This window comes from Duganella radicis (genome assembly GCF_009720825.1).
GTDB lineage: Bacteria > Pseudomonadota > Gammaproteobacteria > Burkholderiales > Burkholderiaceae_D > Rugamonas > Rugamonas radicis.
In genome coordinates this window covers 544294-564793 of sequence record NZ_WNKY01000001.1, presented here as the reverse complement: position 1 = coordinate 564793, position 20500 = coordinate 544294, and the positions used below count along the sequence as shown (strand labels likewise).

At 64.0% G+C, this 20500-nt stretch carries 17 protein-coding genes; 4 read left to right on the top strand and 13 right to left on the bottom strand.

Annotation, left to right across the window (positions count from 1 at the left end):
• Genes GM676_RS02265 through GM676_RS02240 form a run of 6 tightly spaced genes read right to left on the bottom strand, consistent with a single transcriptional unit; the run spans position 1 to position 6776 of the window.
• The gene (locus tag GM676_RS02265; RefSeq protein ID WP_155461744.1) at positions 1-1032 is read right to left on the bottom strand and encodes a FemAB family XrtA/PEP-CTERM system-associated protein; all 1032 of its coding nucleotides are present in this window, start codon (positions 1030-1032) and stop codon (positions 1-3) included.
• Entirely contained in the window at positions 1032-1862 is an 831-nt protein-coding gene (locus GM676_RS02260; protein ID WP_155461743.1) for an XrtA system polysaccharide deacetylase, read from the bottom strand. The genes GM676_RS02265 and GM676_RS02260 overlap by 1 nt, the downstream gene beginning before the upstream one ends.
• Positions 1859-3004, bottom strand: coding sequence for a non-hydrolyzing UDP-N-acetylglucosamine 2-epimerase (gene wecB / locus GM676_RS02255; protein ID WP_155461742.1), 1146 nt, complete (start codon positions 3002-3004; stop codon positions 1859-1861). Before wecB ends, GM676_RS02260 begins: the two co-directional genes overlap by 4 nt.
• A 12-nt stretch (positions 3005-3016) precedes the next feature.
• A complete protein-coding gene (locus GM676_RS02250) occupies positions 3017-4534 on the bottom strand; it encodes a TIGR03016 family PEP-CTERM system-associated outer membrane protein (protein WP_155461741.1) in 1518 nt (505 codons plus the stop codon).
• Positions 4518-5240, bottom strand: a complete 723-nt coding sequence (locus GM676_RS02245) for an XrtA-associated tyrosine autokinase (protein ID WP_308936666.1) — start codon at positions 5238-5240, stop codon at positions 4518-4520. The genes GM676_RS02250 and GM676_RS02245 overlap by 17 nt, the downstream gene beginning before the upstream one ends.
• A 9-nt stretch (positions 5241-5249) precedes the next feature.
• Positions 5250-6776, bottom strand: a complete 1527-nt coding sequence (locus tag GM676_RS02240; RefSeq protein WP_155461739.1) for an XrtA system polysaccharide chain length determinant — start codon at positions 6774-6776, stop codon at positions 5250-5252.
• 125 nt (positions 6777-6901) lie between these two features.
• Here GM676_RS02240 and GM676_RS02235 point away from each other — a divergent pair, with 125 nt between their 5' ends.
• A complete protein-coding gene (locus GM676_RS02235; RefSeq protein WP_155461738.1) occupies positions 6902-7495 on the top strand; it encodes an XrtA/PEP-CTERM system exopolysaccharide export protein in 594 nt (197 codons plus the stop codon).
• Positions 7496-7681: 186 nt separating this feature from the next.
• On the top strand, positions 7682-8326 hold the full coding sequence (locus GM676_RS02230) for an N-acyl amino acid synthase FeeM domain-containing protein (RefSeq protein WP_229262481.1): 645 nt from the start codon (positions 7682-7684) through the stop codon (positions 8324-8326).
• On the opposite strand, the gene GM676_RS31990 is transcribed toward GM676_RS02230, so the two are convergent.
• Genes GM676_RS31990 through prsT form a run of 4 tightly spaced genes read right to left on the bottom strand, consistent with a single transcriptional unit; the run spans position 8295 to position 13587 of the window.
• Positions 8295-8720, bottom strand: coding sequence for a trypsin-like peptidase domain-containing protein (locus tag GM676_RS31990; RefSeq protein WP_371866089.1), 426 nt, complete (start codon positions 8718-8720; stop codon positions 8295-8297). The two genes, GM676_RS02230 and GM676_RS31990, sit on opposite strands and share 32 nt — an antisense overlap.
• 57 nt (positions 8721-8777) lie before the next feature.
• Positions 8778-9044, bottom strand: a complete 267-nt coding sequence (locus GM676_RS31985; RefSeq protein WP_229262480.1) for a serine protease — start codon at positions 9042-9044, stop codon at positions 8778-8780.
• On the bottom strand, positions 9041-11035 hold the full coding sequence (locus tag GM676_RS02220) for a hypothetical protein (protein ID WP_155461736.1): 1995 nt from the start codon (positions 11033-11035) through the stop codon (positions 9041-9043). The genes GM676_RS31985 and GM676_RS02220 overlap by 4 nt, the downstream gene beginning before the upstream one ends.
• A gap of 5 nt (positions 11036-11040) precedes the next feature.
• Positions 11041-13587, bottom strand: a complete 2547-nt coding sequence (gene prsT, locus GM676_RS02215) for an XrtA/PEP-CTERM system TPR-repeat protein PrsT (RefSeq protein WP_155461735.1) — start codon at positions 13585-13587, stop codon at positions 11041-11043.
• 133 nt (positions 13588-13720) lie between these two features.
• Between prsT and GM676_RS02210 the strand changes: the two genes are divergently transcribed.
• Both GM676_RS02210 and GM676_RS02205 read left to right on the top strand, forming a co-directional pair.
• Positions 13721-15001, top strand: a complete 1281-nt coding sequence (locus GM676_RS02210) for a nucleotide sugar dehydrogenase (protein ID WP_155461734.1) — start codon at positions 13721-13723, stop codon at positions 14999-15001.
• Complete coding sequence (locus GM676_RS02205) at positions 15001-16062, top strand: SDR family oxidoreductase (protein WP_155461733.1); 1062 nt, start codon at positions 15001-15003, stop codon at positions 16060-16062. Before GM676_RS02210 ends, GM676_RS02205 begins: the two co-directional genes overlap by 1 nt.
• Here the strand turns inward: GM676_RS02205 and GM676_RS02200 are convergent.
• The 3 genes from GM676_RS02200 to GM676_RS02190 are packed head-to-tail and all read right to left on the bottom strand — an operon-like array spanning position 16019 to position 20434.
• Positions 16019-17407 (bottom strand): SpoVR family protein, encoded by a 1389-nt coding sequence (locus tag GM676_RS02200; RefSeq protein ID WP_155461732.1) that lies wholly within the window; start codon positions 17405-17407, stop codon positions 16019-16021. The two genes, GM676_RS02205 and GM676_RS02200, sit on opposite strands and share 44 nt — an antisense overlap.
• Complete coding sequence (locus GM676_RS02195; RefSeq protein WP_155461731.1) at positions 17404-18528, bottom strand: DUF444 family protein; 1125 nt, start codon at positions 18526-18528, stop codon at positions 17404-17406. The genes GM676_RS02200 and GM676_RS02195 overlap by 4 nt, the downstream gene beginning before the upstream one ends.
• A 1-nt stretch (position 18529) precedes the next feature.
• Positions 18530-20434 (bottom strand): serine protein kinase, encoded by a 1905-nt coding sequence (locus GM676_RS02190; protein WP_155461730.1) that lies wholly within the window; start codon positions 20432-20434, stop codon positions 18530-18532.
• Between the last annotated feature and the right edge of the window lie 66 nt (positions 20435-20500).

Below are 20500 nucleotides of genomic sequence, written 5' to 3'. Positions count from 1 at the left end.
CTATCCCAGTTGACGCACGATATGCGGGCCGATCAGGTTGGCCAGCGGCAGCGGCAGCAGGCGCCAGGCCTTGATCAGGGGCTGGAAGCCTGGATTCAGCGGTTGCACATCACGCAGCTTGCTGCCCCGGTACAGCCGGTAGTCGTAGTGCAGCGTCTGCGGCTCGAAGCCCCAGTTTTTCTTGAAGGCAAAGGCGCCGCTGCCGTATTTGCTGCGGCCGAAGTCGAACAGGGTGCAACCGTCGGCGCAGGCGCGCCGCATCACTTCCCAGTACATGAAGTCGTTGCCGGCCAAGGCGCGCGCCTGCTCGCCGCCGCCGCCGTAGTAGGGCAGGATTTCGTCGCGAAAACGGAAGCTGAGCACCGCGCACACCGGCCGCCGCGCCTGCTCGATGCACAGCACTTCGCAGTCCTCGGCAAACACCTGTTGCAGCAGGCTGAAGTAGCGGCGGCTGAATACCGGCGTGCCGAGCCGGTGCACGCTGCGGGCGTAACAATCGAAAAAGCGGCGGGTGTCGGCCTCCAGCGTACTGGAGAGACCGGCTGCCACGCCTTTGCGCACCATGGCGCGCTGCTTGCGCGGGATGGCCAGCATATTGACGTCGGGTTCGGCGTGCAAGGGCTTGCGGAAGGTAGCGTAGATGGGGCGATGTTCCCAGTCGGCATGGCGCGCCTGGGTGTGGCGGTATTCCAGATGGTCGACTTGCAGCCGCCCGGCCAGCTGTTGTGCCGCTTCATCCACCGCCTGGGCGGCGGCCGGGTCGGTAGCGGCTATCCCGCCGTAGACGCAGAACGGCAGCGAGCACAGGGTGTTGCCGAACCAGCGGCTGTTGATTTGCGCCAGCGGCAGGATCGCGCGGATGTGCGCGCCGTCGGCCGCGTACATGAACCAGGTGGGATGGCCAAAGCCTTCTTCGATCACCCGTTGCCAGCCGGCGCGGTGGAAGAAGGTCGCGTCCGGGCAGCGCTGGACGAAATCATCCCAGCGCGCGCGGTCTTGCGATCCCATCAGCCCGACGGTGTAGTGCGGCATTATGCGTTTCCCAGAAAGATGTGGTCCATGCGTCCCCAGCGGAAGTCGGCCAGCAGCCGGTGCAGGCGCGCTTCCGTGCGCCGCAGGTTGAGGTAGTGGCGCAGCCGGGTTTTCAGGCCGATGCCTTGCGGCACAGGCTGGTCTGGATCGAGTTCCCAAGGGTGAAAGTAAAATATGCCAGCTTGCCCATCGCGCGAATTGATGCGGCGCAAAGCCCAGCGCGAGACCGCATACGGCAGCAGGCGAAAGTAGCCGCCACCGCCGGCCGGCAGATTGCGTCCGAGCAGGCGCACGGTGCTGACCGGCAGTTCCAGCACGCCGGATTGCCCGGCCGGATGCCAGGCGAAGCGTGGTGCGTCGGGCATGCCGTAGTGGTCGTGGCGGATCGGGTAAATGCTGGAGCTGTAGCGGTAGCCCGCGGCATGCAGGCAATCCAGCGCCCACATATTGCGCCGACCGATGGAAAAGCTGGGCGCGCGGTAGCCCAGCACGGCCTGACCGGACAGCTGCTCCAGCAGTTGCTTGCTAAGGTCGATGTCGTGGCGAAACTCGGCCGGGGTTTGTTCGCTGGCGCGCAGATGGTGGTAGCCGTGGCTGGCCAGCTCGTGGCCCTGATCGACGATGCGGCGCACCAGGGCAGGATAGCGTTCAGCAATCCAGCCCAACGTGAAAAAGGTGGCGTGCACGCCGTGGCGTTCCAGCAAGCCAAGGATGAGGTCGACATTGCGCTCGATCCGGCACGGCCAGTGCGGCCAGTCGGTACGCGGTATGTGGTCGTCGAAGGCGGAGACCTGGAAGTAGTCTTCAACGTCGATGGTCAGGGCGTTCATGGCCGCCGCTCCCGGCGGTTTTGTAGCCAGGTGGTGGTGACGGCGGCCACCCGCTCGGCGGCGCGGCCGTCCCAGTACTGCGGAATGCGGCCGACCTTGCCCCCGTAGCGCAGGATGTCACGGCACAGCGCCAGAATGACGGACGGGTCGCGCCCGGCGATGGCGTTGCTGCCCTCGGACACCGTGACCGGGCGTTCGGTGTTGTCGCGCAGGGTCAGGCAAGGCACGCGCAGGACGGTGGTTTCTTCCTGCACGCCGCCGGAATCGGTCAGGACCATGCAGGCGTTCTTCATCAGGCCCAACATGTTCTGGTAGGACTGCGGTGGCAGGCAGGCCAGGCGCGGCGCGTCCATCAGATGCGCCAGGCCGAAGTGCTTGAGCATGTTGCGGGTGCGTGGATGCAGCGGAAACAGCACGGGCACGTCCTCGCTGAGCTTGACCATGGCCGTCATCAGGGCACGCAGGCGTTGCGGATCGTCCACGTTGGCGGGACGGTGCAGGGTCAGCAATGCGTACGGGGTGCCGTCGGTGAAGAATCCGGCCAGATGCGCCTGGCGCAGCACATCTTCAGTGGACGGCGCGCTGGGCAGCTGGCGCAGCAGGGTGTCGATCATCACGTTGCCGACGAAGTGCACGCGGTGCGCCGCCACGCCCTCGCGCAGCAGATTGCTGGTGCCGCTGGTCTCGCTGGTGAACAAAAGCTCCGACAACTGGTCGGTCAGCACGCGGTTGATTTCTTCCGGCATGCTGCGGTCGTAGCTGCGCAGGCCGGCCTCGACGTGCAGCACCGGGATGTCCTGCTTGGCTGCGGTCAGCGCGCAAGCCAGGGTGGAGTTGACGTCGCCCACCACCAGCACGGCGCTGGGCACGGTTTGCTCCAGCACTGGCTCGAATCGACGCATGACTTCGGCGGTTTGCACCGCGTGGCTGCCGGAGCCGACATCGAGGCGGAACGCCGGCTGGGCCAGTTCCAGCGCGTCGAAGAACTGGGCATCCATGTCGGCGCCGTAGTGCTGGCCGGTGTGGACCAGAATGGTTTCGACCTGGCTTTCCTGCGGCGCGAAGGCACGCAGCAGCGGCGCCATTTTCATCAGATTGGGGCGGGCGGCGATGACACAGACGATGCGGTAGGGCCGTAGCATGGCGAGCTCCGGTTAAAACGTCATGTTGAGGGCAATGCCGGCGCCGTTTTCACGGTAGTTGCCGCCGGCGCTGCTGGTGTGTCGCACATGGCGCAGGTCGGCGCTGGCGCTGATGCGGCTGGACAATTGGCGCGTCAGGGTCAGCGTCAGCGCGGTGTTGCGGTCGGAACGGCCGGTGCTCAGCGAGCGGGCGCGGCTGTGGCTGGCGCCCACGGTCAGGTTGCCGCGCGCCGACGTGCGCCAGTTCCAGCCCAGTTGCACGCTGTCCTGGCGGGTGCGGTCGGTCAGCGTCAACTGGTCGGGGCCGGTGAGGACGCTGTCGATGGCGCTGCTGGTTTGCGCGGTGCGGCCGGTGCTGGCCAGGTGCAGCGCCAGTGCCGTGCGCGGCGTGCTGTACACGCCGGACAGCCGCGCCTGCTTTTGCAGGTAGTAGCGGTGGCTGAAGAAATTGACGTTGCCATCCTTGCCCATGGCCTGCGAAATCGCCAGGAACAGCTGGATGGTTTTGATGCGCAGTTGCGGGTCCGGAATGCGCGTGGCCCACAGCTCATATAGAAAATCGCTGAGCCCGGTTGGCGGAATGCTGAGGAATTCACCGTGGTTGGTGGTGATGTCTTCGTTGTAGCTCAAGGTCCAGAACATGCTGCGCAGCCGGTAGCTGGCGTCCAGACTCCAGGTCTTGCCGAAATAGCGATGGCCGAGGCTGGCGGCCAGGCGGGTGCGCGGGGATGGCGTCCACACGCCGCCCAGCGAGCCGAACTGGCCCTGCGGCTGGGCGCTGACTGAATGGTAGTCCTGTTTTTCGTAGCCGGCCGTCACGAAGGATGACAGGCTGCTGTTGAAGGGATAGCTGAGCGTCAGGCTGGCGTTGCTCATGGTCACCGGAGGGAGTGCGGCGTCATCCATTTCCGTGCGGCGCAGGCTGAGATCCCAGTTCCAGCCTTTGCCGCCGTTGTCACCGGTCAGCAGCAGGCTGGCGGCGTTGCTGCGCACATCGAGCAAGCCGCCGCTGCCGACCCGCTGGTAATCGTAGCGCAGCGTTGCGGTGGCCAGACCGCGAAAATAGTGGTGCAGGTAGGGACTGATGGCGGTGCTGTGGACGGTACTGCTATTGCCGGTTTGCTGGGTCGGATCGATCAGCTGCGGACCAAAGGCCGATACATTGCGCTGGCTGATGCCGCTGCGGGCGTCGAGGAACAGCCAGTCAGGCAGCACCTCGGCGTGGCTGCTGGCGTCCAGTTGCTGGGCAGTGCGGTCCGGCTGGCGCGTGTAGGCGATTTTTTGCAGGGTGTAGGACAGCGCCAGTTGCAGCCTGGGGCTGCTGGAAATGACTTGTACCCCGGGCGAGATTTCGCTGGTGAATTGGCTGCGTGCCTGTTCGGGCGCGGCCAGGTTCATATTATCGCTGTAGCTGCTGCGCAGGCGCAGGGTGGGCGTGACGTTCAAGTCGGACGGCATCGCGGCCACCGGCAAGGTCAGCAGCACCAGCACGGTCAGGCCACGCGGCTTGAGGCTAATCATAATAACCATGATATTCAGTGCCCGGGAAAGCCGTGCTTTTGTTGTAGATCAGGTGAACGTGCGGGCAGCGCTCAAGATGGCGCAACGCCTCGGTCACGGCGTGCTGGCTGGTGCGCTCGGATTCCACCACCAGCAGCACCTGGCCCATTTGCCCCGCCAGCACGCCGGCTTCGGTGGTCATCAACAGCGGCGGCGAGTCGAAAATCACGATGCGGTCGGCGTAGCGCTCGGCGATTTCGGTCAGCAGTTGGCGCATATTGCGGCTGGCCAGCAGTTCGGTGGCATGCTTGTTGGCGCGGCCAGCGGGCAGGAGACTCAGGGTCGGCACGTTGGTGCGCAAAATGACGTCGGCCAGGCCGGTTTTATCGCCCAGCAGGATGTCCATCAAGCCCGGTTCCGGTTGCAGGCCCAGCACCTTCAGCACCGAGGGCCGCGCCACGTCGGCATCCACCAGCAGCACGGTGATGTCCATTTCCATGGCGATGCTCATGGCCAGGTTGACCGCGCAATAAGTTTTGCCTTCACCCGGCATGGCGCTGGTGACCACGATCAGGTTGCCGTGGTGGACGGCCGGCGTTTCGTGGTCGCCGCGCGCGTTGCGTAGCAGAGGCCGCTTGATGATGCGGAAGTCCTCGGCCACCGCCGTACGGCCGCCTTCCTGCGTCACCATGCCGAGCTGGTGCAGACGGGCCAGATTCAGTTCTACATGGCGCATGCGCATCTCCTAGTAGCGCAACATATTGGCGACCAGCACCACGCCGTAGGCCGCAAACAGGCAGGACAGGGCGATGCCAAACAGGTATTTGCTGCGCCGTTGCTTGCCGCGTTGCGCGTCGGTCCAGTTCATGGACACGGTGCCCAGCACGTTGAGGCCGGTACGATTGCGTAATTCGGCCGGGCTGAGAAAAGTGGGCCGGACCTGGCTGATCAGCAGCGCGGTTGCCACGCCCATCAGCAGCGCCGCGCCCAACGTGACCGAGTACAGCAGCACGCGATTGGGGCCGATGGGCGTCAGCGGCACGGTGGGCGGATCGATGATCTTAAAGCTCATCATCTCGGTGGTGGAGCTGAGGTCCCCCGACAGCTTGGCCGCCTCGCGCCGGCCGATCAGTTTTTCGTAATTGTCCTTGTTGATCTGGTAGTCGCGGTTGAGCTGTGCCAGTTCGGTTTCCACCTCCGGCACGGCGTTGACCTGGGCCAGCAAGCGCTGATGGCGCAGGGTGAATTCCTGCACCCGCGCGGTGATGGCGGCTACCCGCGCCTCGGCCTCGGTCTGCGCCACCTTCAGTTGTTGCAGCATGGGGCTGTAATTCTTGCCGGGGTCGCCGTTCTGCTTGAGCTTGCTTTCTTCGATCTTGCGTTCCTCCAGCTGCGCCACCAGCCGCTTGGCGGCGATGATGTCGGGATGCAGTTCGGTGTATTGCATCCGCAGCGCGTCCAGGCCTTTGTTGAGGGTGGAGATGCGGGCGTCGAGTTCGGGATTGTCGATGGCGGCCGGCGTCACGTCCGCGCCAAGGATGGGCTCGTCTCCGCTGATCTGGTTGGCGATGGCCTTGCGCGCCTGTTCGGCCTCGGCCAGCTCCAGCCGGGCGGCGTTCAGGGCGTCCGACGATTGCATCAACTGACCGCTGTAATCCACGCCCTGGCGCGGCAGCAGGCCGTTGTTTTTCAGGCGGAATTCCTTGACGCTGTTTTCGGCGGCGGTGAGCTTGTCTTCGTAGGCCTTGATCTGCTCGTCAATGAACTGGACCGCCTTGCGCGTCTCGCCGCTTTTGCCCTTGAAGCTGCCTTCCACGAAAATCGTCAGCAGCGACTGCACCACGTCGCGCACCATGCGCGGATTGCGGTTGTTGTAAGTGATGGTGTAGATGTCCAGGTTGCCGGTGCCGTTGATGCGGATCTTGCCCATCAGCTCTTCCAGCTGTTGTTGCTGCTCGCGCGGGGTGCGGGCATTGATGTCCAGGTCCACCATGCGCATCACGCGCTCGACATTGGGACGGCTCAGCAAAGTACGGCTCATGATGGAAACCTGCTGTTCGATATTCGGTACACTGGTCATGCCCGCCAGCAGGGGTTTGAGAATGCTTTGCGTGTCGACAAACACGCGCGCGGTGGTCTGGTAGTCGTCCGGCAGCAGGGTCACCTTGACCCAGCCGGCGGCGGCCACCAGCCAGGCGACCGAAATGGCGTACCAGCGGTACTTCCAGATCCCTTTCAGGCTGGATATCAGCTGGCTGATCAGTTCCTCCATGTTCCGATTCCCCCAACGTAGGCCGCAGGAATTCCGATTATATTTTTCTCAACTGGACAGTCGTTGAGGCATATCAAGCAGAGGCCGGCGGGATTTCTGAATCATGATGGCGAGGAGGATTCATCATGCGTGCTTTGATTTATTTGTTGGCGGCGCTGGCGACTGGCTGCGCCCATCGCGTTGCGCTCGATGTGCCCGAGACGCTTCCGGAACAGCGCGATTACCAGATCGGCGCCGGCGACGTGGTCAATATCAATGTCTGGCGCAACCCCGAAGTGTCGCTCAGCGTGCCGGTGCGCCCGGACGGCAAGATCACCACCCCGCTGGTGGAGGACTTGCAGGCGGCGGGCAAGACGTCCACCGAACTGGCGCGCGATATCGAAAAGGCGCTCGGCAAATACATCCAGCAGCCGATGGTGACGGTGATCGTCACCAGCTTTGTCGGCCCGTACAACCAGCAAATCCGCGTGATCGGCCAGGCGGCGCGGCCGCAGGCGCTGGCTTACCGGCAAGGCATGTCGCTGATGGATGTGCTGATCGCGGTCGGCGGTATCACCGATTTCGCGGCAGGCAACAAGGCCAATATCATCCGCACGGTGGATGGAAAACGCCAGAGCGTGCCGGTACGATTGCGTGATTTGCTGCGCGATGGCGATATTTCAGCCGATATCGCGGTACTTCCGGGCGACATCCTGGTCATCCCGGAGGGCTGGTTCTAGCTTTTGCGAAATTTTTTCAATTTCATGGGAACTTTCTGGCTGAGCGGGGTGTCTCAGGAGTATGAACCACCAGACAGGAAGCCCACCGTGCAACATGAAGACGCTATCGTTTCTTTTGAGGTCAGCACAGGTTTGCGAGACCTCGTGGTCGGCGAAGGCCAGGCCGAAGCCGCATTGGATCATCCCTTGGACCAGCAAACTTTCCACATCCGCATGGCCAACTCGCAAGGCCGGCGCGAGGCAGCCAGCCTGCTGCTAAAAAAAATGTATGGCTGGCGCGGCTACGCCGTGGACCCCGGCGTGATGCATTCGCCGAATAAAATCACGTTGTTTGCCGAAACCGGCGGCGAGACCGTCGGCACCATGTCGCTATGCCTGGACAATGACGAGGTCGGCCTGCCGGCTGACGAAAATTTCCGCGACAAACTCGATGACCTGCGCAGCCAGCATCGCCGGCTGTGCGAGCCTTCCCGGCTGGCCATCGACAAAGGCGTTTCCAAGCGCGTATTTGCTGCGCTGATACACATTTCCTATATTTATGCCCACAACATCCACGGTTACACCGATTACGTGATCGAGGTCAATCCGCGCCATGTGATGTTCTACAAGCGCATGCTGGGCTTCCGCGACTTTGGCGGAGAGCGCGAGTGCACCCGCGTGGGCGCGCCGGCCGTGCTGCTGCGGCTGGAGCTGGACTATATGGGCGAGCAGATCCGCAAGTTTGGCGGCCTGATGGAGCAGCACGGCAACGAGCGCTCCTTCTATCCGTATTTCTTCCCGACATGGGATGAGCCGGGTATCACCGGCCGTCTGGTGGCGGGGCGGCTTTGAGGTAGTTGGCTGGCACGGCGTAGGTGATGCCGCTTGGCGCGCTGATGGCCGACTCCTTCACGCCTTTGACGAACACCATGTTGACGACGCCGACCACCTCGCCGGTGGCCGGGTCGAACAACGGGCTGCCGCTGCTGCCTGGATAGGCGGTGCCGTCCAGCTGGAACACCGCGTACACCGGCTTTTGCAGCTGGCGCGCGGCCTTGGGGTCGAGTTGGCGCGCGGTGATGGCCGGCGTGGCCAGCGGCGTGATGGCGGAGACGATGCAGCGGTGCGTCACGTGGTGCAATCCCAGCACCATGCCGAGCGGAAAGCCGGTGAAAGCCAGCGCCTTGCCCTCGCGCACCTTGCTGGAATCACCGATTTTCAGCGGCGGCAGGGCCGGGCCTTTGATGCGCAGGCGCGCCAGGTCGTGGTCCTTGTCTAGTGTAGCGACGGTGGCGGCGCGGAATTAGGCGCTGTCGCCGGCGCGTATCAGCACGCCCAGTGTGGCGCTTTGGCCGCTGTTGATGAGGTCGTTCACCACGTGGGCGGCGGTGATCACCGTCAGGCCATCGTCGACGGCGAAGCCGGTGCCAACGAAACCGATCGCCGGTCCGCGCATCTGTTGCAGGCTGCCGATGCCGACCACGGATGGCTTGATGTCGGCGATGGTCTGGATCAGTTCGTCGGCACGGGCTGGCGTCAGCAGAAATAGCAGGGAGAGCAAGAGTTTCATGTCGGTTCCTTGGCTTGCAGGGTGGCTGCGCACAGCAGCAGCATGGACAGAAGGGTGATGCGCGGCACCTCGAGCAGGCTGTCGAACAGGCCAACGATGTGGAAGGCTGCGAATGCGGCCAGCAAGGCCGTGTCACTGCGCCTGAGCAGCACGGCGGTGGCGCTGAACAGCAGCAAGCCGTAGGCGCCGAGGCCCAGCCAGCCCGTTTCGAAATACAGGTTCAGGGCAAGATTCTTGAGGTGCCATGGCAGGTGGTTGCGGTCGCTGCTGAAGAACCAACCGGTGTTGGCGTTTGAAAAGCTGCCGTTGCGCAGCAGTTCGTGGCCATCCGGTACGGCGCGCAGGCTGACGTTGTCGATGTCGAGCATGGCTTGCTGGCCTTCGGCGGCGATTTCCAGCTTGAGCGGCAGCTTGTTGTTGCCAAGCGCGCCCGAGTTGATGGGGTAAAAGTAGCGCTGCCATTCCGGCGCGTGCGGGATTTGCCGCAGCGGCACGGCGACGCAGTTTTGTGGATAAAGCAGTTGCCGCTGGCACAGGTTGATGTGCAGGAAGGCTGGCGGGCCGCTGTTCGATACGTCCACCGCCACCAGATATTGCTGGCGAGGCTGCACCGTCACGTCTTGCAGCATGCGTAGCAGTTCGCCGTAGCCTGCCGCGTAGAGACCGGCCGACAGGCGCAGATGGCGGTTGCCGGCCTGGTCGATGAATTGGTAGCCGGGCGGTACTTCGCGCTGCGGATTGTGCCAGTAATAGCGGGTGGGAAAGGTGCCCAGTCCCATGCCGAACAAGCTGTTGTTTACCATTGCCAAGGCGTTTTGCCAATGCCGGACGCGTGTCGCCCAGTCCTTGTCGACGCTGGCGAAACGGACATTGGTGTAGTAGCCGTGATAGATCGGGATGGCGCAGCCCAGCAGCAGTAGCGCCGCCAGCGATATGGCCGCGTGCTGGCGAGCGGCAAGTATGAGCACGCCCAGCAGGAGCAGGAGTGGCAGGAAGGCGCGGTAGCCGCCGGAGCGAAATGCCGCGTCGAGCAACAGAACCGCCAGTGCCGCGCCGATTGCCAGCGCCACAGCGCGCGTCCCCAGTGTCGTCAGCCCGCGAGCGGCGAACATCGCCGCAGTCACAACCAGCCCTAGATAGAGGCCGCGTGAGAAGGTGGCGAGCGCGACGTACCAGGCCAACGGCAACAAGAGTAGCGCCACGGTCTTGCGCAGCGCGCCCATGTGAGGCGCCAACCACATGGCGATCAGCGGGATGGTCAGCGCCAGATAGCCATCCAGCGCGGCGCCGCCTGTGTGCATGGCCGAAAATGGCGCGCTGATGCGGTAGTCGCTGGAAAAATTCAGCAAGCCTGTGAACTGCACGCGCTCGCGAATCGCCGCAGCCGCCACCAACGCCAGGCCGAGCAGCATGCCGGGAATCAGCCGTTGACGCACTCCTTCCAACTGGGGGCCGACGGCCTGGCGCAGCGCCGGCAACAGCACCAGCGCCCAAAACCATGCCTTGCCGACACGCAGGGCGTTGGCCGGGCTCAGGTAGTTGTTGAAGGTGTTGGCGTCCACTGCCGGCCAAGGCTGCAAGCCGCGCCACAGCCCAAGCGCGACAGCCGCACCCAACAGCAGCAAGCCCACGCGAAACAGCGGCGGCCAATGCGGCAGGTCGGTGGCGCCGGGCTGTCGTTGGCCCACCTGGCCGCGCGGCGCGCGATTGCCGGATAGCGAAGGACGGGGATGGCGCCAGTAGGCGAAGCCTGCCGTCAACATGAGCAGCAGATCTATCTCTTCGAGGAAGAACCAGCCGGTGTACGGAGCGAGGTCCAGCACCGGCAACAAGGCAGGCAAGGCAAGCAGCCACAGGTCGGCGCGCCACCACAGCAGGCACGCATAGGCCAGCAACACGACGGGCAGCCATGTGTCGCCCATCGGATACACGCCGGCTGCCCAGACGAAGGCGGCGAAGAAACCGAGCGCCGCCGCGCGAGCCCACAACATCCGCATCACTGCGCCAACAAGGCTTTGACGACGTCGCGCCGTTCGTACTCCTTGAGCGCCAGGAGCGGCTCCAGCTGCACGCGGGCGCCGGCACGATCGCCGGATTTGGCCAGCGCCGCGCCGTAGTGATAGCGGACCTCCGTGCTGGCAGGCGCCAGCGTGGCGGCATGCTTGAGCAAGGGCAGGGCGCGCTCGAACTTGCCTTGCTCCGCCAACAGCCAGCCTAGCGTATCGCAGACCGCGGGATTGTCCGGCGCCGCCTTGTAGGCCTGCTCGGCGTAGGACAGCGCGCGTGGATCGCGTTGCTGCTGGTACAGCCACGCCAGATTATTCAAGGCCACAAACTGGCCCGGCGCCTGCCGCAGCACTTCCTCAAACTGCGCTGTGCTGGCAGCATAGTCCTTCAATGTCAGCAAACTGCTGGCGTAGTACAACCGCGATACCTGATCGTTTCCGTGGTCCGCCAGCCATTTCTGCATGCGCGAGCGGGCATCGGCCGTTTTGCCAGCCTGAATCAGCGCGCCGTACCAGGCCTGCACGGTCTGGGGCGACGGCCTGGTCTCGTAAGCACGTTGATACAAGGCCAGCGCCTTGCCCAGCGCTTGCGCCGCACCCTCGGCATCGTTCACCGCCGTACGCGCCGCAGCCAGGCGCAGCTGAATATCCGGCGACTCCGGCTGTAGCTTGGCCAGCTTGTTCCAGTTATCGAGCGCGCCATCGGCTTGCCCGCTGCTGCCCTGCAAGGAAGCCACCAGGGCCATCAACTGCGTGTTGGACGGATTCGACGCCAGCAATTTCTGCCCCAGCATCAAGGCCTTGGCGGTTTCCTGATTGCGGGCGTAGAAATTCGCCAGCCGCATCGAAGGTTCGAGCACTTCCGGCTGGGCTTGCGCGGCACGCTCGAACCAGCCGCGCGCCACCGTCAGCCGGCCCTGGCTGATGGCCAGGTTGGCGAGCGTGGTCATGATGTCGCTGTTATTCTTGTCCTTGGCCAGCGCGGCTTCCAGGCGCAGGCGGGCTCGTTCGTGTTTTTTGTCTTTGATGTCCATGGTGGTCAGGTTGTCGAGTGCGGGGAAGAAAAGCGGGTCCAGCTTGAGCGCCTGCTCAAAGGCGGCGCGGGCGCCGGACAGATCGCGCTTCACCAGCAGCACGCCGCCCTTGAGGTTCTGCACCATCGGGTTGTCGGGGTGCTGGACTTCCATGCGCTGGGCGGCGGCCAGCGCCTTGTCGTATTGGCGATTGCGCAAATGGCTCAGCACCAGCAGGGTACCGACGCGCGAGGATTTCGCATCCAGTCCGGCTGCCTGTTCCAGATCGGCCACGGCGCGGTCGTTGTCGCCCATGCCCAGATGGCTCATGGCCAGGGCGGCGCGCACCATGCTCGCCTGCGGCGCCAGTTTGCTGGCCCGCTCGAAATAGTCGGCCGACTTGTTGTATTGCCGCAGGCGCAGATACAGCTCGCCCGCGAGCGACATCATTTCCACATCCTGCTGCTGGCTTGGCAACAGCGGTTCGACCAAGGCCAACGCCTGTTTGGCATCGCCTGTATTCAGCAGCGTAGAGGCCAGCAGCTTGCTGGCATAGGCATGCCCCGGATTCGCTTCCAGAAACTTGCGCAGATGCTGCTCGGCCTGCGTGTAAGCGCCTTTGCTGCGCAGCACCGCCCCCATCAGGAGATTGCTGGGCAGATGCTCGGGCGCGGCGCGCAACACCAGCGCCAGATGATCCTGGGCCGCGGTCATTTTGTTTTCCTTGAATTCCAGCAGCGCCTGCGTGTAAATCAGCAACAGGCTGGCCGGCGCGGACTGGCGGGCGATGCTCAGCTCCTTGCGTGCCTGGTCCAGCTGGCCGAACTGAATGTACAAATTGGCCAGATCCACATGCGCCTGCACTTGCGCCGGACGCAGCTTGAGAATCGCCTGATAGGCCGCCAGCGCCTCGGTATTCTTGCCCAGCAAGCGCAGCACGTCGCCTTGCAGGCGCAGGGCGTCGATGTTATCGGCTTGCAGCGTCAGCGCCTGGGCGATCAGCGTCAGCGCCTCGTCCATGCCGCCAGCCAGCAGGGCGATGCGCGCCTGTCCCAGCAGCGCCGGCACGCTGCCCGGATGCCGCAAGCTGATTTGCGCGAACACCGCACGGCCTTCATCAACATGGTTCAGGCCCAGCAGGGCGTGGCCGCGCAACGCCAATAGTTGCGGTTGTTGCTCGTCGGCGGGTAGTTCGTCCAGCAAGCGCTGATACTGGCCTTGCAGCAGCAAGGCCTTGCCGAGCAGCGGCAGCACGTCGCCCGGATTCACCTTGAGTTCCAACGCGCGCCGCAATTCCTTTTCCGCCGATTGCACCTCGCCGATATCCAGATACAGCTGTCCCAGCATCAGCCGCGCTTGTCCATGCGCAGGTGTTTGCTGCAACACATTCTTCAGCTGGATCACGGCCGCCTTGGCCTCGCCACGCGCGGCGTACTGTCGCGCTTGCGCCATCAGATCGGTTTCGCTTTGATGGCGGCCGCAGGCGGCCAGCATTAATAACAACAACATTCGCAGCAGCGGCATGGCGATCTCCCCAAAAGCCCTAGAGTAGGAACGATCGGCGTGGCACTCGTTGATCGACCGCAAACGGCAGAGCAAAAGGCGCTCGTAGAATCGGCTGACGCAGGTCGTTATCACTCTCTTAAAAGGTGCCGATATGGAAGTTGTCGCCGTGGTGGGACTTGGATACGTGGGTTTGTCGCTGGCCGTGGCGTTTGGTGCGCAGCGCCGCACCATCGGCATCGATCTGTCGGCACGCAAGGTGGCCAGCTATCGCCGGGGCGTCGATCCCGGCGGCGAGGTCAGCGCCGCGCAATTCGCCGAAGCGCGCTGGCTGGAAATGGGCTGCGATCCGGTGGCATTGGCCGAGGCCGACTACATCGTGGTGGCGGTGCCGACACCGGTGGATCACGCGCACAACCCGGATTTCTCCGCGCTGATGAGCGCCAGCCAGTCGGTCGGCCGGCATATGAAAGCCGGCGCGGTGGTGATTTACGAATCCACCGTGTATCCGGGCGCGACCGAGGAAATCTGCATCCCCATCCTGGAGCAATGCTCGGGGCTGCAATGGCAGCGCGACTTTCACGTCGGCTTTTCACCCGAGCGCATCAATCCAGGCGATACCGAACACCGGCTGGCCTCGATTCGCAAGGTCGTGTCCGGCGATGACGCGGTCACGCTGGAGCGTGTGGCGCGGCTGTACGAGGGCGTGGTACAGGCCGGCGTGCACCGCGCCTCCAGCATCAAGGTGGCCGAGGCCGCCAAGGTCATCGAAAACACCCAGCGCGACCTCAATATCGCCCTGATGAACGAACTGGCCATCATTTTCGACCGGCTGGATATCGACACGTTGGAAGTGCTGCAAGCGGCCGGCACCAAGTGGAATTTCCTGCCATTCCGGCCAGGGCTGGTGGGCGGACACTGCATCGGCGTCGATCCCTACTATCTGACGCACAAGGCGGTGATGTCCGGCTACCACCCGGACGTGATCCTGGCCGGGCGCCGCATCAACGACAGCATGGCCAAGTTCGTGGCCGAGAAAACCGTCAAGGAAATGGTGCGCGCCGGCTTCAAGCTCAAGGGCTGCCATGTGAACGTACTGGGCCTGACCTTCAAGGAAAACTGCCCGGACCTGCGCAATTCCAAGGTGGCCGACCTGATCCGTGAACTGGAATCTTACGGCCTGCAAGTCCACGTCCACGATCCCGTGGCCGACGCTGACGAAGCCCTGCACGAGTACGGCGTGCGGTTGCGAGCCTGGGAAGACTTGCCGTGCGCCGAAGCCATGATCAGCGCCGTGTCCCACCGCGAACTGTCGGCCAGGCCGCTGCGACAGATACTGGACAAGATGGTCGCCGGCGGTTGTTTCGTTGATCTGAAATCGCAATTCGATCCCGGCCCGCTGCGCGACAGCGGCCTCAGCGTGTGGAGGCTGTGATGAGCGACTACGAAAACGGCACGCCCGCCACCAGCATCTACCAGTTGGTGCGCGAACAGCTGGAGCACGAGCAGTACCGCTGGGTGGTCACCGGCGCGGCCGGATTTATCGGCTCCCATCTGCTGCATACGCTGCTGGAGCTGGGTCAGCAAGTGGTCGGCGTGGACAATTTTCTTACTGGCCACAAGCGCAATCTCGATCAGGTGCGCGATCTGGTGGGCGCAGCCGCGTGGCGCAACTTTGTGCTGATCGATGGCGATGTGCGCGACCTGTCCGTGTGCCGCAAGGCTTGCGTCGATGCCGACTACGTGCTGCATCAGGCCGCACTGGGCTCGGTCGGCCGCTCGCTGGCCGAGCCGCTGCTGTGCAACGACATCAACGTCTGCGGCCAAATCAACGTGCTGGACGCGGCGCGCCTGACCGGCGTGCGACGGGTGGTGTACGCTGCCTCCAGCTCCAGCTACGGCGACCACCCGGCGCTGCCCAAGCAGGAGGCGCAGATCGGCCTGGCCTTGTCGCCGTACGCGCTGAGCAAGCACATCAACGAGCTGTACGCTGGCGTGTATGGGCGCTGCTACGGGCTGGAAACCATCGGCCTGCGCTATTTCAACGTCTTCGGGCCGCGCCAGGACCCGAACGGCGCCTACGCCGCCGTGATTCCGCAATGGGTGGCGGCCATGCTGGCCCGGCGCCAGGTGGTGATCAACGGCGACGGTGAAAGCAGCCGCGATTTCTGTTATGTGGCCAATGTGGTGCAAGCCAATCTGCTGGCGGCGCTGACCGACCGCCGCGCCGCCATCAATCAAGTCTACAACGTGGCCCTGAATGCCCGTACCACGCTCAACGAGCTGTATCTGCTGCTGCACGAATTGCTGGCCGAGCGTCATCCGCATCTGCACGACGCCCAACCCAGCTATGGGCCGTTCCGCCCCGGCGATGTGCGCCACTCGCAGGCGGACATCGGCAAGGCCATGCATCTGCTCGGCTATGCGCCGACCCACGATCTGCGGCGCGGCCTCATGCAGGCCTTGCGCTGGTATGAACAACATCCTGCTGGGTGATATGGAGAGTGCGCGCCGTCCCGCGAAAATCAGCCGTGTGCAAAGTGACCGGCCGCCGCCAGACGCGCGCCACGTAGCGCATCACTTGCTCAGCCTGCACCAGGGCCAAGCCGCGGCCATCGCGCTGATGGTCGTGGCGCAGCACCAGACTGAAGTCGTCGCTCATGCTTTCCACCGTGATGCAAGGTGCGCCGTAATTGTATTTGGGGCCGAGGATGGCTTCACGCACATCGTGAATATCGCGGCTGCTCACGCGGGTGTCGCCGTCGGCGCGCGCCTGATAGCTGAACAGGTCCAGCTTTTCCGCCAGTTTCGCGCTCAGGTGGTTGCGGATGAAGCCGAAATCGTCCTCTTCGGCACAGATGCGGCGCGCGCTTTCCAGGCTGTCGCGCTCGATGATGTCTTCCCAGATCGCGAAGCCGAGGTGGTAGGGATTGATCGCCAGTGCCATTTGCTGTTCATTACCGTAGGGACGGACCACGTCGGAGTGCGCGCGCAAGGCTTGCAGATAGCGTTCGTGCGGCAGGAAGTCGGCCTCGCGCAGCAGGCGTGCGTGCCAGTAGGAAGCCCAGCCTTCGTTCATGATCTGGCAGGCGTGGACCGGGTAGAAATAGAAGGCTTCCTCGCGCACGGCCAGGAAAATGTCGCGTTCCCAGTCTTTCAGCTCGGGGGCATAATGGGCGATGAACCACAGCAGGTCGGCTTCCGGCCGTGGCGGCAGATGCCGGCGCCGCGGCCCGGCCGGCACCAGGTCCGGTTCGCCCGGCAGGCTCCGGTAGCGCTGGCGGAAGACGTCCGGTTGCGGTGGGGTGGCGGTTTCGGCGGGCTCGGGATAGGGAGGCCGGTACAGCGCCTGCTGGATATCGATGTGCGGCTCCAGCGCCAGCGCGGCGTCCAGCACGGTTTCCACCGCGCGTTGGCCGTGGCGCAGCCGGGCCTGATCCAGGCTGTGGGCGCGAGCGGCGCTTTGCTCCAGAATGTGGCCGCCGGCCATGCGCATGAAACGGGAAAACAGCGCATTGCGCTTGATGAAGTCGGCGTGGCCGATCACATGCGCTGTCACCAGCGTGTTTTCGGCCAGCGAATTATTGTCCATCATGAAGGCGCGGCAGGGATCGCCAGGGAACATGACTTCGAAGATGCGCGAATGTCCCATGTGCTGATGCAGCAACTGGTGAATGTAGCGCAGACCGAACGACCAATGGTGCATGCGCACCGGCATGCCGTAGACGGCGATTTCCAGCATGAAGTTTTGCGGCACCAGTTCAAAATCGACTGGGTAGTGGTCCAGCCCGAGTTCGGCGGCCAGTGCCAGCAGCCTGGCGGTGGTGTCGTCCAGATTCATGGCGTGGCCTGGCGCACAAGGAACTGGCGCAGCGCGGTGAAGACGTCGTCGGCGCCGGAGAGCAGGGCGCTGGACATGGGCAGGCCCTGCCGTTCGTAATCGCTCCACAGGCGGCGCATTTCGCTGTCCTGCATGCGCGGCATGCCGGGCAGGGTTTCCACGTAGGCCAGATAGTTCATGTGCCGCGCCAATGCGGCCAGCACGGTGCCGGCCGTCATACGGTCCTCCGAAAAATTGTCGCCGTCCGAGGCGTAAAACAGATAGCTATTCCATTGCGCCGGGTCGTAATGGCGCTGTAGCAGCTCCAGCGCCATGGCAAATCCGGTCGAGGCCATGGTGCCGCCCAGTCCGCTGGCCTCGAAGAAATCGGCCTCGTTGAATTCCCAGGCGTTGGCGGCATGCGCCAGGAAGCGGGTTTCGATGTGCTGGTACTTGCGCCGCAAACCCTGCAAGGCGAGGAAGAAAAACGTCTTGGCAAGCTTGCGTTCTGCGGACGTCATGCTGCTCGACACGTCCAGCATGAAAAACAGCACGGCGCTGCTGCTGGGCCTCGGCTGCGGCCTCAACTGACGGAAGCGCAGATCGTCATTGGTGAACGGCGCCGGTTCGGTCTGCACGGCGCGGCGCTTCACGGCTTCCTTGACGGTGCGGCGCCGGTCCAGCCGCGACGGCGCGCCGCGCTTGTCCCAGCCGGCGCGCACCACCTCGGACTGGTCGATGGCCGCGCGGCCACGCGGCTCCAATTGCGGCAGCTGGAGGTCTTCCCACAGCCAATCCATGATTTCATCAATGGAGAACTCCATCAGCAGCGTGATGGCGCCGCCTTCGCTGCCGGCGCCATTGTCGTCGTCATCGTCGAAGTAGGGCGAGCGCAGGATATCGCCCGGCTGGCCCGGCCCCTGTCCCGCGCCCGTGGTGCTGTGCTCATCGGACAGGCGGAAACGCGCATGCTCCAGCAGCTTGAGCGGCACCTGGATGCCGCGCCGCGCCGGCCCGGTCATCAGGTCCGGGCCGGACAGGGCTTCCGGCAGATGCTGGCGCACCGCCTCCCGCACCTTGTCGTTGTGGCGCAGCCAGTCGCGCGAGCCGCGCGAGAACAGGTCGTACCAATCGTTACGCATATCACTCCTGTGCCAGCAAGGTGGTGACATAATTCAGCGCTTCGCGCGCGGAATGGCTGTCGTAGCCGTACTCGTCCACCAGACGCTGCTCGACGGCGGAAATCTTGGCGCGCACCTCGTCATCCGGGCGCTTGGACGAGCTGACCAGCCGCAGCACATCGCGCCGCTGCTCGAACAGGTATTGCTGCAAGGCGTCGCGTAGCTGGGCGTGGCTGCCGAGGCCGAAACGCTCGCCGCGCTTGTAGGCGCTCATGGCCTTGCGCACCACCTCCTGCCGGAACGATTGCTTGCCGGAGTCGGAAATGTGGATCTTTTCCTCCACCGCGCGCAGGAAGCGCTCGTCCGGCCGCCGCTCTTCGCTGGTGATCGGGTCCTTGACCTGACGGTTGTCCAGCATGGCTTCCACCTCGTCCAGGTATTTGTCCAGCAAGTCCGACACTTCCTGCTCAAACGACACGAACAAGGCCTTGTGCACGTCTTCCTTGACCCAGCGGTTGTAGAAATCCTTGCGTGTCAGCACCAGATAATCGACCCAGCGCCGCTTGCGCGATGCCTCGATGCGGGCATCGCTTTCAATGGCATCCTTCAGCGCCAGCAGCAAATCCATGGTGCTGATGCTGTTGCGCGAGGACTGGATGATGGCGTGCGACAAGCCGTTGATCACGAAGCGCGGCGACACCCCCGACAAGCCCTCGTCCGGCGCCTTCTCCTTGTTACGCACGCGCAGCGCCTCGGACGGATGCACGCCGTCGACATCCTCGCCGCCATGGATGCGCACCCGCTTAGCCAGCTCGGTATCGCGGTCCTCGCCTTCGTGCAGACGGCTGAGCACGGCAAACACGGCGGCGGCATGCAGCACATGCGGATCGAGATGCACATCGCGGAAGGCCGGCGCGGACAAAATCAGCTTGCGGTAAATGCGCGCCTCCTCGCGATAATCGAGGGTGTAAGGCACTTGCACGATGACCATACGGTCCAGCAAGCCTTCGTTCTCGCTTTCCTGCAAAAACTTGCGGAACTCGGCCAGGTTGGTGTGGGCCAGGATGGTTTCGTCCAGATAAATCAGCGGGAAACGGGCCACCTTGACGTTTTTTTCCTGCGTCAGCGTCAGCAGCAGGTACAAAAATTCCCGCTTCACCTTGAGGATTTCGATCATCTCCAGCAAGCCGCGACTGGCCGCGTACACCGTGCCGGACCACGACCACGCGCGTGGATCGCCCTCATCGCCAAACTCCGCCACCCGCGACAAATCCACCGAGCCGACCAGATCGGCGATATCGGCGGTATTGGGGTCGTGCGGCGCGTAAGTGCCGATGGCGCTGCGGCCGGCCTCGGAAATGAAAATACGCTCGACCGGCATGCGCAGGAAATCGCCGCCCAGCTCATGCTCCAGCCGCATCCGGCAATGCGGACAGAGTTCGCCAGCCGCATCCACGCCGTAGCTTTCGCGGAAGCCGGCGCGCAAAGTATGCGGCACCAGATGCAGCGGCGATTCCCGCACCGGACAGCCGGCGATGCCGTACAGGGCGCCGGCCGCGGTGTAGCTGTATTCCTCCAGCCCGCGCTTGAGGCGGATCACCAGGGTCGATTTTCCGCCCGACGGTGGCCCCAGCAGCAACAGCAGGCGGCGGCCGACCTCCGAGCCGGCGGCCGCCGCCTTGAAATAATCCGTCACGCGGGCGAGGGCGGGATCGATACCGAACAGCTCGTCGGCAAACAGGCTGCCGCTCCAGCGCAGCATGTCCCAGATGTATTGATGCGAGCTGCGCGCGAACTGCGCCGGCGCGGCGGGCAGCACCTGATCCATGAATTCGGCAAAGCTGCCGCTCCAGTGGCCGGCGCGATGCTGCTGCGTGAAAGCCTTCAGCTGGTCACGGAACTGCTCCTGAGATGCACTGGCGATCATTAGCTGTCCTCCGAAAGATAGGAGTATCCGCGCTGGCGCGGCATGAACAGATGATCTGCCTCAAAC

Bases quoted from the DNA above. Each gene is read 5' to 3' on its own strand.
- GM676_RS02265 (WP_155461744.1), bottom strand. From the start codon at position 1,032: ATGCCGCACTACACCGTCGGGCTGATGGGATCGCAAGACCGCGCGCGC.
- GM676_RS02260 (WP_155461743.1), bottom strand. From the start codon at position 1,862: ATGAACGCCCTGACCATCGACGTTGAAGACTACTTCCAGGTCTCCGCC.
- wecB (WP_155461742.1), bottom strand. From the start codon at position 3,004: ATGCTACGGCCCTACCGCATCGTCTGTGTCATCGCCGCCCGCCCCAAT.
- GM676_RS02250 (WP_155461741.1), bottom strand. From the start codon at position 4,534: ATGGTTATTATGATTAGCCTCAAGCCGCGTGGCCTGACCGTGCTGGTG.
- GM676_RS02245 (WP_308936666.1), bottom strand. From the start codon at position 5,240: ATGCGCCATGTAGAACTGAATCTGGCCCGTCTGCACCAGCTCGGCATG.
- GM676_RS02240 (WP_155461739.1), bottom strand. From the start codon at position 6,776: ATGGAGGAACTGATCAGCCAGCTGATATCCAGCCTGAAAGGGATCTGG.
- GM676_RS02235 (WP_155461738.1), top strand. From the start codon at position 6,902: ATGCGTGCTTTGATTTATTTGTTGGCGGCGCTGGCGACTGGCTGCGCC.
- GM676_RS31985 (WP_229262480.1), bottom strand. From the start codon at position 9,044: ATGAAACTCTTGCTCTCCCTGCTATTTCTGCTGACGCCAGCCCGTGCC.
- GM676_RS02220 (WP_155461736.1), bottom strand. From the start codon at position 11,035: ATGTTGTGGGCTCGCGCGGCGGCGCTCGGTTTCTTCGCCGCCTTCGTC.
- prsT (WP_155461735.1), bottom strand. From the start codon at position 13,587: ATGCCGCTGCTGCGAATGTTGTTGTTATTAATGCTGGCCGCCTGCGGC.
- GM676_RS02210 (WP_155461734.1), top strand. From the start codon at position 13,721: ATGGAAGTTGTCGCCGTGGTGGGACTTGGATACGTGGGTTTGTCGCTG.
- GM676_RS02205 (WP_155461733.1), top strand. From the start codon at position 15,001: ATGAGCGACTACGAAAACGGCACGCCCGCCACCAGCATCTACCAGTTG.
- GM676_RS02200 (WP_155461732.1), bottom strand. From the start codon at position 17,407: ATGAATCTGGACGACACCACCGCCAGGCTGCTGGCACTGGCCGCCGAA.
- GM676_RS02195 (WP_155461731.1), bottom strand. From the start codon at position 18,528: ATGCGTAACGATTGGTACGACCTGTTCTCGCGCGGCTCGCGCGACTGG.
- GM676_RS02190 (WP_155461730.1), bottom strand. From the start codon at position 20,434: ATGATCGCCAGTGCATCTCAGGAGCAGTTCCGTGACCAGCTGAAGGCT.